Annotated in this window: 15 protein-coding genes; 10 read left to right on the plus strand and 5 right to left on the minus strand. The window is 69.4% G+C overall.

Annotated features, from left to right (window positions below; translation table 11 throughout):
• The first annotated feature begins 191 nt into the window (after positions 1-191).
• The 7 genes from VEC03_RS11045 (at position 192) to VEC03_RS11075 (ending at position 8,202) form a co-directional block, all read left to right on the plus strand.
• The gene (locus VEC03_RS11045) at positions 192-1,343 is read left to right on the plus strand and encodes an acyl-CoA dehydrogenase family protein (protein WP_414708482.1); all 1,152 of its coding nucleotides are present in this window, start codon (positions 192-194) and stop codon (positions 1,341-1,343) included.
• Positions 1,340-2,170 (plus strand): ABC transporter ATP-binding protein, encoded by an 831-nt coding sequence (locus tag VEC03_RS11050; protein ID WP_324915201.1) that lies wholly within the window; start codon positions 1,340-1,342, stop codon positions 2,168-2,170. Before VEC03_RS11045 ends, VEC03_RS11050 begins: the two co-directional genes overlap by 4 nt.
• On the plus strand, positions 2,154-4,079 hold the full coding sequence (locus VEC03_RS11055) for an AMP-dependent synthetase/ligase (RefSeq protein WP_324915202.1): 1,926 nt from the start codon (positions 2,154-2,156) through the stop codon (positions 4,077-4,079). Before VEC03_RS11050 ends, VEC03_RS11055 begins: the two co-directional genes overlap by 17 nt.
• Positions 4,080-4,082: 3 nt before the next feature.
• Complete coding sequence (locus VEC03_RS11060) at positions 4,083-4,970, plus strand: branched-chain amino acid ABC transporter permease (protein WP_324915203.1); 888 nt, start codon at positions 4,083-4,085, stop codon at positions 4,968-4,970.
• Positions 4,971-4,974: 4 nt separating this feature from the next.
• A complete protein-coding gene (locus VEC03_RS11065; RefSeq protein WP_324915205.1) occupies positions 4,975-6,048 on the plus strand; it encodes a branched-chain amino acid ABC transporter permease in 1,074 nt (357 codons plus the stop codon).
• A gap of 2 nt (positions 6,049-6,050) precedes the next feature.
• Positions 6,051-6,866 (plus strand): ABC transporter ATP-binding protein, encoded by an 816-nt coding sequence (locus tag VEC03_RS11070; protein WP_324915206.1) that lies wholly within the window; start codon positions 6,051-6,053, stop codon positions 6,864-6,866.
• A gap of 91 nt (positions 6,867-6,957) precedes the next feature.
• The gene (locus VEC03_RS11075; protein WP_324915208.1) at positions 6,958-8,202 is read left to right on the plus strand and encodes an ABC transporter substrate-binding protein; all 1,245 of its coding nucleotides are present in this window, start codon (positions 6,958-6,960) and stop codon (positions 8,200-8,202) included.
• 130 nt (positions 8,203-8,332) lie between these two features.
• Here VEC03_RS11075 and VEC03_RS11080 read toward each other — a convergent pair whose 3' ends face one another.
• Complete coding sequence (locus tag VEC03_RS11080; RefSeq protein WP_324915209.1) at positions 8,333-8,821, minus strand: MarR family transcriptional regulator; 489 nt, start codon at positions 8,819-8,821, stop codon at positions 8,333-8,335.
• Between the two features lie 112 nt (positions 8,822-8,933).
• Between VEC03_RS11080 and badH the strand changes: the two genes are divergently transcribed.
• Genes badH through aliB form a run of 3 tightly spaced genes read left to right on the plus strand, consistent with a single transcriptional unit; the run spans position 8,934 to position 11,675 of the window.
• A complete protein-coding gene (gene badH / locus VEC03_RS11085) occupies positions 8,934-9,701 on the plus strand; it encodes a 2-hydroxycyclohexanecarboxyl-CoA dehydrogenase (RefSeq protein ID WP_324915211.1) in 768 nt (255 codons plus the stop codon).
• 25 nt (positions 9,702-9,726) lie between these two features.
• Positions 9,727-10,509 (plus strand): 2-ketocyclohexanecarboxyl-CoA hydrolase, encoded by a 783-nt coding sequence (badI, locus tag VEC03_RS11090; RefSeq protein WP_324915212.1) that lies wholly within the window; start codon positions 9,727-9,729, stop codon positions 10,507-10,509.
• 11 nt (positions 10,510-10,520) lie between these two features.
• Positions 10,521-11,675, plus strand: coding sequence for a cyclohexanecarboxyl-CoA dehydrogenase (gene aliB / locus VEC03_RS11095; RefSeq protein WP_324915214.1), 1,155 nt, complete (start codon positions 10,521-10,523; stop codon positions 11,673-11,675).
• Between the two features lie 166 nt (positions 11,676-11,841).
• On the opposite strand, the gene VEC03_RS11100 is transcribed toward aliB, so the two are convergent.
• The 4 genes from VEC03_RS11100 to VEC03_RS11115 form a co-directional block, all read right to left on the minus strand.
• Positions 11,842-12,255 (minus strand): c-type cytochrome, encoded by a 414-nt coding sequence (locus tag VEC03_RS11100; RefSeq protein ID WP_414708480.1) that lies wholly within the window; start codon positions 12,253-12,255, stop codon positions 11,842-11,844.
• Positions 12,252-12,845 (minus strand): ferritin-like domain-containing protein, encoded by a 594-nt coding sequence (locus VEC03_RS11105; protein ID WP_324915216.1) that lies wholly within the window; start codon positions 12,843-12,845, stop codon positions 12,252-12,254. The genes VEC03_RS11100 and VEC03_RS11105 overlap by 4 nt, the downstream gene beginning before the upstream one ends.
• Positions 12,846-12,881: 36 nt before the next feature.
• A complete protein-coding gene (locus tag VEC03_RS11110; RefSeq protein WP_324915217.1) occupies positions 12,882-13,568 on the minus strand; it encodes an RNA polymerase sigma factor in 687 nt (228 codons plus the stop codon).
• A 119-nt stretch (positions 13,569-13,687) separates the two neighbouring features.
• Positions 13,688-14,473, minus strand: a complete 786-nt coding sequence (locus VEC03_RS11115) for a metallophosphoesterase (RefSeq protein WP_324915219.1) — start codon at positions 14,471-14,473, stop codon at positions 13,688-13,690.
• Positions 14,474-14,521: the final 48 nt, after the last annotated feature.

The raw sequence follows: 14,521 nt of genomic DNA on the forward strand, positions 1-14,521 counted from the left end.
CCGCGGAAGAAAGCGGTCAGCCGTCCGTTTTCATCCTAGCACGGGTGCGCCGTCCACGGACAGCCGTCCGTATCGGCCGGCTTTCGAGTTAGGCATCACATTGCCTAATTCGCACCCGGCCGGACTAGCGAAAACCACTAGTCCTCCGGCATTGCCTCGCCCGCCGGACCCCCCTAGCATCGCTTCGCATGTTGTCATATCCCGACCGTGTGGACCTGGCCGAGCTGCGTGAAGCGGTGCGCCGGTTCGCGCGGTCGGAGATCGCCCCGCTGGCGCGCCGCATCGACCAGGAGGACTGGTTCCCGCGCGAGCTCTGGCCGCGGCTGGGCGAGCTGGGCGTGCTCGGCCCCACGGTCGCGGAGGCCGACGGCGGCCCCGGCCTGGGCTACCAGGCGCACGCCGTGATCGCCGACGAGATCTCGCGCGCCTCGGGCTCGGTCGGCATCGCCTATGTCGCGCATTCCAACCTCTGCGTCAACCAGATCCGCCTGCACGGCACGCCGGAGCAGAAGCAGCGCTACCTGCCCGGCCTGCTCAGCGGCCAAACCGTGGGCGCGCTGGCCATGAGCGAGGCCGGTGCCGGCTCCGACGTGGTCTCCATGCAGCTGCGCGCCACGCCCGACGGCGACGGCTGGCGCCTCGACGGCAGCAAGCTGTGGACCACCAACGGCTGGTACGCCGACACCTTCGTGGTCTATGCCAAGACCTCGCCCGACGCGGGCAAGGCCGGCATCACCACCTTCATCGTCGAGCGCGGCATGCCCGGCTTCGAGAGCCGCCAGCGCATCGACAAGCTGGGCATGCGCGGCTCCGGCACCTGCGAGCTGGTGTTCGACGGCTGCCGCGTGCCGGCCGCCAACGTGCTGGGCCAGCTCGACGGCGGCGTGCGCGTGCTGATGAGCGGGCTCGACTACGAGCGGCTGATCGCGGCGGCCGCCTGCGTCGGCCTGCAGCAGGCGGCGCTGGACACGGTGCTGCCCTACGTGGCCGAGCGCAAGCAGTTCGGCCGGCCCATCGGCGAGTTCCAACTGGTGCAGGCCAAGGTGGCCGACATGTTCACCCGGCTGGGCGCCAGCCGTGCCTACCTGGAGGCCATGACGGCCCGCGCCGATGCCGGCGAGGCGCTGCGCAAGGAGGCCGCCAGCGTGATCCTGTTCGCGGCCGAGGCCGCCACCCAGTCGGCGCTGGACGCCATCCAGTGCCTGGGCGGCAACGGCTACACCCACGACTATCCCGCGGGCCGCCTGCTGCGCGACGCCAAGCTGTATGAGATCGGCGCGGGGACATCGGAGATCCGACGCATGCTGATCGGCCGGGAACTGTTGCGCCCATGGACGCGATGACCACGACCCCCCACCTCGCACCGTCCGTCGCGGCCACCGCCACGGCCGAGCCGCCGGTGCTGGAATGCCGCGACGTCGAGCGCCGCTTCGGCGGGCTGGTGGCCGTCACCGGCGTCAGCCTGCACATCGCCAAGGGCGAGATCTTCGGCCTGGTCGGGCCCAACGGCAGTGGCAAGACCACCATGACCAACGCCATCACCGGGTTCTTCCCGCCGCAGAAGGGCAGGATCCTGCTGCACGGGCAGGACATCACCGGGCTGGCGCCGCACAAGGTGGCGCGCCGCGGCGTGGCGCGCACCTTCCAGAACCTGGCCCTCTTCAACGGCATGAGCGTGCTGGACAACATCCTGCTCGGCCGGCACGTGCACATGCACCCCAGCGTCTGGCGCACGGCGCTGTACCCCTGGGCGGCGCAACCGGAGGAGGTGGCCAACCGCGAGGTGGTGGAGGAGATCATCGACTTCATGCAGCTCGAGAGCGTGCGCGGCGAGCACGTCGACTCGCTGCCGCTGGGCCTCAAGAAGCGGGTCGAACTGGCCCGCGCGCTGGCCGCCGAACCGACGTTCCTGATCCTGGACGAGCCCATGGCCGGCATGAACCAGGAAGAGAAGGACTACATGGCGCGCTTCGTGCTGGATGCGCGCGACGAGCGGGGGGTCACGGTGCTGATCATCGAGCACCACATGGACATCATCACCGGCATCTGCGACCGCATGCTGGTGCTCAGCTACGGCGAGGTGATCGGCACCGGCATCCCGCGCGAGGTGATCGCCGACCCGCGCGTGGTCAAGGCCTACATCGGAGGCAGCCATGAAGCAGCAGCCTGAAGCCGGCCGCTGGGACCTGGACCCGCGCACCACGCTGCCGCGCTTGCTGGCGGCCAACGCACAGGCGGTGCCGCAGCGGGTCGCCATGCGCGAGAAGGACCGTGGCATCTGGCAGGAGACCACCTGGGCGCAGCTGTGGCAGACCGTGCTGGCCGTGACCGCCGGGCTGCAGGCGCTCGGGCTGGCGCGCGAGAAGGGCGTGCTGGTGCTGGGCGACAACCGCCCGCGCCTGTATCAAAGCATGCTGTGCACGGGCATGCTGGGCGCCTATCCGATGCCGGTGTTCCCCGACGCCACCCCGGAGGAGGCAATGCACGTGGCCAGCGAGGTGGAGGTCGCCTTCGCCTTCTGCGAGGACCAGGAGCAGGTCGACAAGGCGCTGGACCTGCGCGAGCGCGGCGCCCACATCGGCCACATCGTCTACGACAACCCGCGCGGGCTGGCGCGCTACCGGGCGCCGGGGCTGCTGTCCTGGGACGAGCTGGCGGCGAAGGGTCGCGAGCGGCTGGCCAGGGAGCAAGGGCTGGAGCAGGCACTGCTGGCCATCGCCCGCCCCGAGGACTGCGCCGTCTTCATCCACTCCTCGGGCACCACGGGCAAGCCCAAAGGCGTGGTGCTGTCGCACTTCAACATCCTGTCCGGCGTGGCCAACGCCTACCGCTGTGGCGCCTTCGGCTTCGGCGAGAGCGTGCTGGCCTACCTGCCCATGGCCTGGATCGGCGACTTCGCCTTCACCATAGGCGCCGGCGTCGCGCTGCGCTTCGAGATCAACGTGCCGGAGCGGCAGGAGACGGTGCTGCACGACCTGCGCGAGATCGCGCCCACCTTCTACCTGGCCGCGCCGCGCAGCTGGGACAACATGCTCACCGCCGTGCAGGTGCGCATGGAGGACTCGACGCGACTGAAGAAGGCGCTGTACAGCCTGTTCATGGATTCGGCCCTGGCCGCCGAGCGCCGCAAGCTCGATGGCAAGCCGCCCACCGCGCTGCAGCGCATGCTGCGCCCGCTGGGCGACGCGCTGGTGATGGGCCCGATCAAGGACCAGCTCGGCCTGACCCAGCTGCGCCACGCCTACACCGGCGGCGAGGCGATCGGCGAGGACACCTTCGTCTTCTACCGCGCGCTGGGCGTCAAGCTGCGCCAGCTGTACGGCCAGACCGAGACCAGCGCCTACAACGCCATGCAGTCGCCGGAGGAAGTGCGCCTGCACACCGTCGGCCGGCCGCTGCCGGGGGTAGAGGTGAAGATCAGCGACGCCGGCGAGATCCTGGTGCGCTCGGGCAGCGTGTTCAGCGGCTATTTCCAGAACGAGGCCGCGACCCGCGAGTCGCTGGAGGACGGCTGGCTGCGCACGGGCGACGCCGGCTACCTGGAGCCGGACGGCCACCTGGTGGTGCTCGGCCGCGTGTCCGAGGTGGTGCACACCGCCCAGGGCGAGCGCTACATCCCCAACTACATCGAGAACCGCCTCAAGTTCAGCCCCTTCATCAAGGACGTGGCGGTGCTGGGCAAGGGCCGCGACTGGCTGGCCGCGATGGTGTGCATCGACGCGGAGACGGTGGGCCACTGGGCCGAGCTGCGCGGCATCTCCTACATCTCCTACGCCGACCTGTCGCAGAAGCCCCAGGTGCGCGAGCTGGTCGCCGAGGCGATCCGGCGCGTCAACGCCAGCCTGCCCGAACCCCTTCGGCTGCGTCAGTTCGTCAGCCTGCACAAGGAATTCGACGCCGACGACGGCGAGATCACGCGCACGCGCAAGCTGCGGCGCAACGTGGTGGAGGAGCGCTACGCGCCCATCATCGAGGCCGTCTACGCCGGCGCCGACAAGGTCGCGGTGAAGCTGCAGGTGGTGTACGAAACCGGCGAGGTCGGCACGACCGAGCGCGAACTGGCCGTAGCGGGGGTCTGACGCATGGACTGGATGTACTTCCTGGAACTGGCGGTCAACGGCGCCCTCGCGGGACTGATGTACGCGCTGGTGGCCATCGGCATCGTGCTGATCTACAAGTCGTCCTCGGTGCCCAACCTGGCGCAGGGCGCGCTGACGATGGTCGGCCCCTACCTGGTGCTGGCGTTCGCGGGCCAGGTGGGCCTGTCGATGTGGCTCGCGATCCCGCTGGCCATGCTGTCCATGTTCGTGCTGGGGGTGGTGATCGAGCGGGTGGCGCTGCGCCGGCTGGCCGGCCAGCCGATCGTGATGATCCTGATGATGACGCTGGGCCTGGACATCTTCCTGCGGGCCACGGCGCTCACCATCTGGGGCGGCAGCGGCCGCAACATGCCGATCGGCATCAGCGACGCGCCCTTGTTCGTCGGGCCGCTGCTGGTCAATCGCGCCTATGCCATCGGCGCCGCGGTGACGCTGATCCTGTTCGCGATCTCCGTGTTCTTCTTCCGCACCCGCATGGGCGTGGTACTGCGCGCCATCGCCGACGACTACACCGCCTCCTGGTCGGTGGGCATCTCGGTCGAGCGCGGCGTGGCGCTGTCGTGGGCGCTGTCGGCCGTGGCCGCCACCGCCGCCGGCGTGCTGTGGGGATCGGTGCAGACGGTGGACCAATCGCTGTCGCTGCTGCTGCTCAAGGGCATCACGGTCGGCGTGCTGGGCGGACTCGACAGCATCGGCGGCGCACTGCTGGCCGGACTGCTGCTGGGCATCCTGGAGAACGTCGCGTCCGGCTACCTGGACCCGCTGCTGGGCGGCGGCACCCGCGAGCTGGTGGTGGCCGCGGTGCTGATCCTGACCATCATGATCCGGCCGCACGGGCTGTTCGGCCGCCACGACATCGAAAGGATCTGACGCGATGCTCTACCGCCGCGCCGGCATCTTCCACACCAGCTATGCGCACGACCGCGCGCTGTTCCCCATTCCCTTCGAACGCTGGGCCATGTGGGCCCTGCTGGCGGTGGCGCTGGCCGCGCCGCTGCTGTTCAGCTCGCTGGCGCTCACCAGCTACATCCGGCCCTGGCTGATCTGGACCTCGGCCGTGCTGGGCCTGAACCTGGTGCTGGGCTGGGCCGGGCAGTTCCACTTCGGCTACGCCGCCATCATGGGCATGGGCGCCTATGCGTCGGTGCATGCGGCGCGCGGCGGCATCCCGTGGGAGATCGCGGTCGTCATGGGCGGGCTGACGGCCACCGTGGTCGGCGTGGTGTTCGCGTTCGCGGCGCTGCGCGTCAAGGGGCTGTACCTGGCGCTGTCCACGCTGGCCATGCAGTTCGTGATGGACTGGGTGATCTCGCACGTGCCGGCCATCAGCGGCGGCGTGTCGGCCACCCTGCAGGCGCCGCCCATGAAGCTGCTGGGGCAGGCGATCACCTCCGAGGTCGGCACCTACTACGTGGTGCTGGGCTGGACGGTGATGGTGACCGTCTTCATGCTGAACCTGAGGCGCAGCGCGCTCGGCCGGGCGCTGGTGGCGGTGCGCGAGAAGGACTACGCGGCGGCGGTGATCGGGGTGCAGGCCTTCCGCTACAAGCTGGTGGCATTCGCGGCCTCCGCCTTCATCGGCGGGGTGAGCGGCGCGATGCTGATCTTCGGCTTCTACCACGCGGTCACGCCCGAGCAGTTCGCGGTCAACGTGTCGATCGAGGTGCTGGCCATGGTGATCGTCGGCGGGCTGGGCAGCATCATCGGCAGCTACTTCGGCACGGCCTTCATCCTGCTGCTGCCCGGCCAGATGAACGAACTGATCTCCGGCATCGCGCGAGCGCTCGGGCTGGACATCGGCGTCGAGACGCTGGCGCACATCCCCTACATGGTCTACGGTGCCAGCATCATCGCGGTGCTGCTGGTCGAGCCCATGGGCCTGGGCAAGCTGTACGGCAACATCCGCAACTACCTGATGGTCTGGCCCTTCGGCTACGTGAGGAAGTAGGCATGGACGCAGCGACGCAAGCCCCCGACCTGCTGGCCCTGAACAACGTCGAGGTCATCTACGACCAGGTGGCGCTGGCGATCAAGGGCGTGTCGGTGACGGTGCCGCAGGGCGGCATGGTGGCGCTGCTGGGCGCCAACGGCGCCGGCAAGAGCACCACGCTCAAAGCGATCAGCGGGCTGCTCAAGCCCGAGCGCGGCGAGGTCACGCGCGGCGAGCTGCACTTCCAGGGCGAGGACATCGAGCGCCTGATGCCGCAGCAGCGCGTGCGCCGCGGCATCGTGCAGGTGCTGGAGGGCCGGCGCGTGTTCGAGCATCTCACGCCGGACGAGAACCTGGTGGCGGCGTCCGCCGTCACCGGCTGCAGCCGCGCCGAGACCCAGCGCCGGCGCGACCGCGTGTACGGCTACTTCCCGCGGCTGCACGAGCGGCGCTCGGCGCAGGCCGGCTTTCTGTCGGGCGGCGAGCAGCAGATGCTGGCGATCGGCCGCGCGCTGATGACCGACCCGCGCCTGCTGATGCTGGACGAACCCAGCCTGGGGCTGGCGCCCTTCCTGGTGGCGGAGATCTTCCAGATCGTGCAGCGGATCAACCGCGAGGAAGGCCTGTCGGTGCTGCTGGTCGAGCAGAACGCGATGGCGGCGCTGGAGGTGGTGTCGCGCGGCTACCTGATGGAGAACGGGCGCATCGTGATGCACGACAGCGCCGAGGCGATGAAGCGCAACCCCGACATCCAGGAGTTCTACCTGGGCGGGCGCGAGGGCAAGGATTTCCACGAGGTCAAGCACTACAGCCGGCGCAAGCGCTGGCTGAGCTGAAGACGCGGTCCATCGAGTTCCCGACCGTGCGGAAGGCGAGCGTACTGGGCATCCGCAGCGGCCATCCACCAACGTACGCAGGAGACAAGCCATGAAGCAACGAGCGCTATCCATCCTGGCAGGCCTGGCCCTGCTGGCGGGAAGCGGGGCCGCGCAGGCGCAGGACACGATCAAGTTCGGCCTGTGCTACGACCTGAGCAAGGCCTACACCTTCGTCACGCCGCAGATCGCGCAGGCCGCCAAGGACTACGCGACGCTGCTCAACGCCAAGGGCGGCATCGAGGGCAAGCAGATCGAGATCGTGGTGCAGGACCACGGCAACGAACCGCAGCGCGGCATCGAGTGCTACGAGAAGCTCAAGCGCGAAGGCGTGATGATGTTCGACTACCTGTCCACGCCGGTGTCGCGGGCGGTGCTGCCGCGCCACATGCAGGACGGCAACATCATGCTGCAGTCCTTCGTCGGCCGCGGCGACGCGGTGGACGGCGAGGTGTTCAAGTGGATCTTCCCGATCGGCCCGACCTACTGGGGCCAGATGGCCAACGACGTCGCCTGGATCAAGACCCAGCACAAGGGCAACCTCAAGGGCGTGAAGATCGGCTTCATCTACCCGGACTACGCGTTCGGCCAGGAGCCGATCCCGGTGCTCAAGACGCTGGCGGCCAAGGAAGGCTTCGACCTGCAGCTGTTCCCCAACCCCATGCCCGGGCGTGACCAGGCGGCGGTGTGGACGCAGATCCGCCGCTTCGACCCCGACTGGGTGATCAGCTGGAACCTGTCGGCCATGCACGTGGTGGCGGCCAAGGAGATGAAGCGCAACGGCATCCCGATGAGCAAGCTGATCACGGTCAACTGGCTCAACGAGGTCGACCTGCGCAACATCGGCCTCGAAGACGCCAAGGGCCTCAAGCGCGGCACCAACGTGGTGGGCGGCAAGGACCACCCGCTGATGCAGCAGATCGTCAAGGAGGTCTACGGCGCCAACAAGGGCGCGGGCGACATCAAGCACCTGGACGACATCTACTACAACACCGGGCTGGCGATGTACTCGGTGATGTTCGAGGGCGTGAAGGCGGCGATGAAGAAGGGCGGCTGGCCGCTGACCCCGGCCAAGATCAAGGCCGGGCTGGAGAGCCTGAAGGACTTCGACGCCAACGGCTTCATCGCCCCGGTGACCGTCACGGCCAAGGACCACGGCGGCGGCGGCAAGACCCGCATCGACATGTGGGACGGCAGCAAGTGGGTGCCGCAGTCCGACTGGTTCAACGCCTACACCGACGAGGTGGACAAGGTGGTGAAGGAGCAGTCGTCGGAGTTCGCCAAGACCGGCAAGTGACGTTCACAGCCGCCCGCAGGGCGGCCAGTGAACGTCATCCCCGCACGCGCGCGCAGCGCGCCAAGGCGGGGATCCAGTGCCCCGTCTCGCACTGCGCCAGCTTCATTCCCGCGAAAGCGGGAATGAAGACCTACTCCTCCTCCCCGTCCGCCGCGTCGATCCTCTCCATGTTCTCCAGCATCCTCAGCAGGTAGTGGACGGCGTGCACCATGTCGTTGCTGGAGAAGCCGTCGAGCGCCTGTTCGTAGTAGGCGTGGATCTTGGGCAGCGCCTTGCGCTGCCACACCTGCCGTCCGGCCGGTGTCATGCGGATCAGGCGTGAGCGGCGGTCGGCGGGATCGGCGGCGCTCTCGACGCGGCCGTCGCGCTCCAGCCGGCCGACCACGCCGGCCAGGTTCTGGCGGCTGACCATCAGGTAGCGCGCCAGTTCGCCCAGCTTCATCCCGGTACCGGGCTGCTGCCGCGACAGCGCGCCCAGCACCGCCCACTGCTGGGTGGTCATGCCTTCCGCCTCCAGGGCGCGGCTGCCGGTTTTATGCAGCATGTTGGCGCATTGGTAGAGCCGGAAGAAGAGCCGGTTGGCCAGCGCCGCCCGCGTCTCGGCATTCGGGTTTTCCATTGACATATTCCTTTCGCCGCCGACCTCGCGCGGCCCTTGCGGGATTCCCCGTCGCCCCCTAAGATGCGACGTATGTTGTCATAAGGGCGCGGGCGCCGCAAGAAAGGAAACCATGAGCAGACTGCAAGGCAAGACCGCCATCGTGACCGGCGGCGGCGGCGGCATCGGCGGCGCCACCTGCGAGCGCTTCGCCGGGGAGGGGGCCCGCGTCGCGGTGCTGGACCGCGATCCGCAAGCCGCGGAGGCCGTGGTGCAACGCATCGCGGCGTCGGGCGGCCAGGCGCTGGCGATCGGCTGCGACATCACCGATCGCGCCAGCGTCGACGCGGCCGTGCAAGCCGTGGGCGACCACTTCGGCCCGATCGACATCCTGGTCAACAACGCGGGCTGGGACGTGTTCAAGCCCTTCACGACCACCGTGCCCGAGGAGTGGGAGCGCCTCATCGCGATCAACCTGGTGGGCGCGCTGCACATGCACCACGCGGTGCTGCCCGGCATGGTGGAACGCAACGCGGGGCGCATCGTCAACATCGCCTCCGACGCCGCCCGCGTCGGATCTTCCGGCGAGGCCGTGTACGCCGCCTGCAAGGGCGGCCTGGTCGCGCTGTCCAAGACGCTGGCCCGCGAGCACGCGCGGCACAACATCACCGTCAACGTGGTGTGCCCCGGCGTTACCGAGACCCCGCTGTTCGCCGGCTACCTGCAGGGAGCGGGCAACCCCGACAAGCTGCGCGAGGCGTTCCGCCGCTCCATCCCCCTCGGCCGCATCGGCCAGCCCCAGGACCTGCCGGGCGCCATCCTGTTCTTCGCCAGCGACGACGCGGCGTTCGTCACCGGCCAGGTCCTGTCCGTTTCCGGCGGCCTGACCATGGCCGGCTGACCCCTCCAACCCGAAAGGCTTCACCATGGACTTGCAGGACATCCTCTACGAAGTGCGCAACCGCGTCGCGTGGATCACCATCAACCGCCCGGACAAGATGAACGCGTTCCGCGGCACCACCTGCGACGAGCTGATCCGCGCGCTGCACAAGGCGGGCTACGACCGCGAGATCGGCTGCATCGTGCTGGCGGGCGCCGGCGACCGGGCCTTCTGCACCGGCGGCGACCAGTCGGCGCACGACGGCAACTACGACGGCCGCGGCACCATCGGCCTGCCGATGGAGGAGCTGCACACCGCCATCCGCGACGTGCCCAAGCCGGTCATCGCCCGAGTGCAGGGCTATGCCATCGGCGGCGGCAACGTGCTGTGCACCATCTGCGACCTGACCATCTGCTCCGACAAGGCCATCTTCGGCCAGGTCGGCCCCAAGATGGGCTCGGTCGATCCCGGCTACGGCACGGCCTTCCTGGCGCGCGTGGTGGGCGAGAAGAAGGCGCGCGAGATCTGGTACCTCAACAAGCGCTACTCCGGCGAGGAAGCGGTCGCGATGGGCCTGGCCAACGTCTGCGTGCCGCACGAGCAGCTCGACGCCACGGTGCAGGAATGGGCCGAGACGATCTGCGAGCGCAGCCCCACGGCGATCGCCATCGCCAAGCGCAGCTTCAACATGGACACGGCACACCAGGCCGGTATCGCCGGCATGGGCATGTACGCGCTCAAGCTCTTCTACGACACCGAGGAGTCGCGCGAGGGCGTCAAGGCGCTGCAGGAAAAGCGCAAGCCCGAGTTCCGCAAGTTCCACAAGTAGGCGGGCCCGCCATGCGCAATCCCTATCTCGACGAGTCGCTGCAGGCGCTGGCCGAGCAGGCGCGGCGCTACGCGCGCGAGCGGGTCGCGCCCGGCTACCAGGAGCGCGACCGCACCCGCGTGCTGGATCGCACGCTGATGCGGGAGATGGGCGGCATGGGCTTCATCGCGCCGGAACTGCCGGAGCGCTGGGGCGGGCAGGGCGCCGGTTGCCTGGCGGCCGGCGTGATCCACGAAGAGATCGCCGCGGCCGACCTGAGCCTGTCGTACGTGAACCTGCTCGCGTCCCTGAACGGCCAGATCCTGGCCGAGCACGGTGACGCGGCGGTGGCCGGTCCCTGGCTGCAGCGGCTCACGCGCGGCGAGGCGCTGGTCGCGATCGCGCTCACCGAGCCGCGCGGCGGCTCCGACGCCGCCAACCTGCGCCTGCGGGTGGAGCGCAGCGGCGACGAGTACGTGATCGACGGCGAGAAGACCTCGATCTCGGCCGCCGACCAGGCCGACGCCATCATCGTGTTCGGCCGCACCGGCAGCGCCGAATCGGGCGCGCACGGCGTCACGGCGCTGCTGGTGCCGGGCGATGCCAAGGGCCTGACGCGCAGCCGCTTCGACTGCCATGGCCAGCGCGCCATTGGCCGCGGTTCGCTGTTCTTCGACAACGTGCGGGTGCCGCTGGACCATCGCCTCGGGCAGGAGAACAAGGGTTTCGTGCAGGTGATGCAGGGCTTCGACTTCTCGCGCGCGCTGATCGGGCTGCAGGTGCTGGCGGTGGCGCGGGTGGCGCTGGAGGAGACCTGGGCCTACGTGTCGCAGCGCGAGGCGTTCGGCAAGCCCCTGTCGGCGTTCCAGGGCGTGTCGCATCCACTGGCCGACCTGCAGACCAAGGTCGAGGCGGCGCGGCTGCTATGCCTGCAGGCGCTGTGGCTGAAGGACCAGGGCCTGCCGCACAGCGCCGAGGCGGCCATGTGCAAGTGGTGGGCACCGCAGCTGGCCTACGACACCGTGCACCAGTGCCTGCTGTCGTTCGGCCACGGCGGCTACGACCGCGGGCCGATGGAGCAGCGGCTGCGCGACGTGCTGGGGTTCCAGATCGGGGACGGGACGGCGCAGATCATGAAGACGGTGATCGCGCGGTCAAGGGCAGGGCGGGGCGCGGTGCCCAACTGAAAAAAGAGGGCGCCGAAGCGCCCTCATCCGTCATTCCCTGCCCCCATTCGTCATCCCCGCGAAGGCGGGGATCCAGGGCTTTCAAGCAGGCCGCGAAAGCGGACGCACTGGATTCCCGCCTCCGCGGGAATGACCACCTATTGGTCACCGGTGCGCGGCTGGCTTCCTACTTCGCCAGCTGGCAGGTCTTCCCCGCCTGCGTCGCCTGCTTCAGGTACGCGACCAGGTCGGCCCGTTCCTTCGGGTCGGTGACCCCCAGGTAGGTCATGGTCGTACCCTGCACCGTGTTCATCGGGTCGGCCAGGAACTTCGACAGCGTCGCCTCGTTCCACACGATCCCCGAGTTCTTCATCGCCGTCGAATAGCTGGTGTAGCCGGGCGCGGTGCCGGCCTTGCGGCCGAAGAGGCCGCAGTGCGCCGGGCCGGTCCGGTTCTGTTCGATGGCGTGGCAGGCGATGCAGCGGCCGTACACCTCTTCACCGTGCTTGACCGCGGCCGGATCGGGGGCAGCGGCGAATGCGAGCCCGCCGCAGGCCAGCAGGGCGGCCACCCCGCCCTGCACGAAACGCGCAGCGGTCACGACATGAACGCGCTGGGCACCACCGGCGTTTCGCCCAGCACCTGGCGGAACACGGCCCAGTGCATGGCTTCGTCGCCCAGGATGCTGGCCGCCGCCTGCGACAGGCCGCGGTCGTTGAACAGCGGGACCGCGTTCAGGTAGGCCGACACGGCGCCGCGCTCCAGCCCGGCCGCGAAGCGCAGCACGTCGGCCTCGGCCTTGAGCTTGTCGGTCGGGAAGTCGTACCTGCCCTTGGCGTCCACCGGCTTGCCACCCAGCTTGCGGATGGCGCCGGCCAGCGTGTCGGCGTGCGACTTGTGGTGGCCCTGGAACTGCAGCGCGACCGTCTTGGTGGCCGGGGTCAGCAGGCCGCTCTCGGCGCCCACCTGGTAGGCGGCGACCGCTTCCAGCTCGGCGCCCAGCGCGGTGTTGAGGATGCGGGTGTCGGCCTCGAGCTGGGCCGCGGTCGGCTTGGCGTCCTTGGCCAGCGCGTCGCGCCCGGCCAGCACGGCGACCGCGGTGGCCGACATCACGGCGGCGGCGCCGAAGATCGATTCGCGGCGTCCGCGGTCGAAGAAGGAGGGAGAGTCGGTGGGCATCAGCAGCTTCATGGCAGTTCCTTGCAGTGGAAGAAAAGGATTCGGGAGTCAGTGGTCGCGGATCACGCCCATCGAACGCAGGCGGGCCAGCACGACGGAGACGGCTTCGTCGCAGCGGCGGCCCTGGAAGTCGTACAGGCGCTGGGCCTCGGCTTCGCCGGAGGGGCTCAGGGTGTCGCGCAGCATGGCGCGCGCGCGCAGCAGGCGGGTCTTGACGACGTCGTTGGAGACGCGCAGGGCCTGCGCGGTCTCCTCCACGCTCATGCCTTCGACGCTGCGCAGGATGAACACGCTGCGGTAGATCGGTGGCAGCAGGTCCACGGCCTGCTGCAGGCGCTCGCGCAGCTCGCGCCGCGCAAACTCCTCTTCCGCCGAACGGGCGGGTTGATCTTGCTGGTGGGGCATCTCACCCTCCTCGTCGGCGTCCTCGCTCCACAGGACGATCCGGCCGTACCGGCGCTGCTGCGTGAGGGCTTGGTTGATGACGATGCGGGTCAGCCAGGTGCCGATCGACGAATCCCCGCGGAAGCTGTGGAGGGACTGAAAGGCATGCAGGTAGCCCTCCTGCACCGCGTCCTGGGCCTCGGCGTCGTCGCGGACGATGCCGCGGGCGGCGCGGAACAGGCGCCGGTTGTAGCGCCGCATCAGCTGCTCGAAAGCCCGGGCCTGGCCCTGGCGCAGCTCGGCCAGCAGGCCGCTGTCGTCGGTCTTTTGCTCGGTCTGGGCGATGTCCATCGCAACTTCCTTTCGTGGATGCCGGGGTGGCACCGTGGGGGCGCGGGATCTGGCCGCACTGGCCCTTACCCGACTTGGACGCGTGAGCGCCGGAAAGGTGACAAGCCCGGGGCCGGCGACTAGGCGCCACGGGCGTGGTGGGGGACTTCGACAACCAGCCCGGGATCGAAGTGGGGGTTTTCCGGAACCCCTTCCGCATTGGCGTAGCCGCGCGGGTTGCAGATCACGCGGGTGCCCTCCAGCTGGTAATCGACGCTGTGGTGCATGTGGCCGTGGATCCACAGGGCCGCCCGGCCGCCGCGCAGCAGGTGGTCGGCGTTGGAGGCGAAGCAGGCGCTCAGCGCCGAGTCGGCGAAGCGCGGCTCCACGCTGGCCGCGCTCGGCGCGTGGTGGGTGATCACCACGGTCGGGCCGTCGAAGGGCTGCGCGAGCGCATGGTCGAGCCAGGCGGCGTGGCGCTCGAACAGCGCGGCGGAGTCGAGCGGCGTGAAGACCTGCTGCCGGTCCTCGTCGAGGTGGATGCGCTGGAAGTCGCGCATGAAGCGCAGCGCCTGGGCCACGGCGTCGTCGCGCGCCTGGCCGTCGCCGAACAAGCGGAAGTCGCTCCACAGCGTGGAGCCGAGGAAGCGCACGCCGCCGAGCTCCACGGCGGAATCGTCCAGCACGTGGATGGGGCTGTCCGCGGCCTGGGCCACCAGCTGGGCACGGGTGCCGGCCAGCGTGCCGCCATAGAACTCGTGGTTGCCGGCGACGTAGAGCACCGGCCGGTCGATCCGCCGGGCCCACGCCATGGCCGCTTCCGGCCGCGCGATGTCGCCCGCGAGCACCACCACGTCGGCATCCGTCGGCGGCAGTTCCAGCCCGCCACGGGAGAGGTGCAGGTCGGACAGCACGTGCAGCTTCATGGCATCACCCTTTCGGGATGGCATATGTATCACGGCATGATATAGTGG

This window comes from Ramlibacter sp., assembly GCF_035627355.1.
GTDB lineage: Bacteria > Pseudomonadota > Gammaproteobacteria > Burkholderiales > Burkholderiaceae_C > Ramlibacter.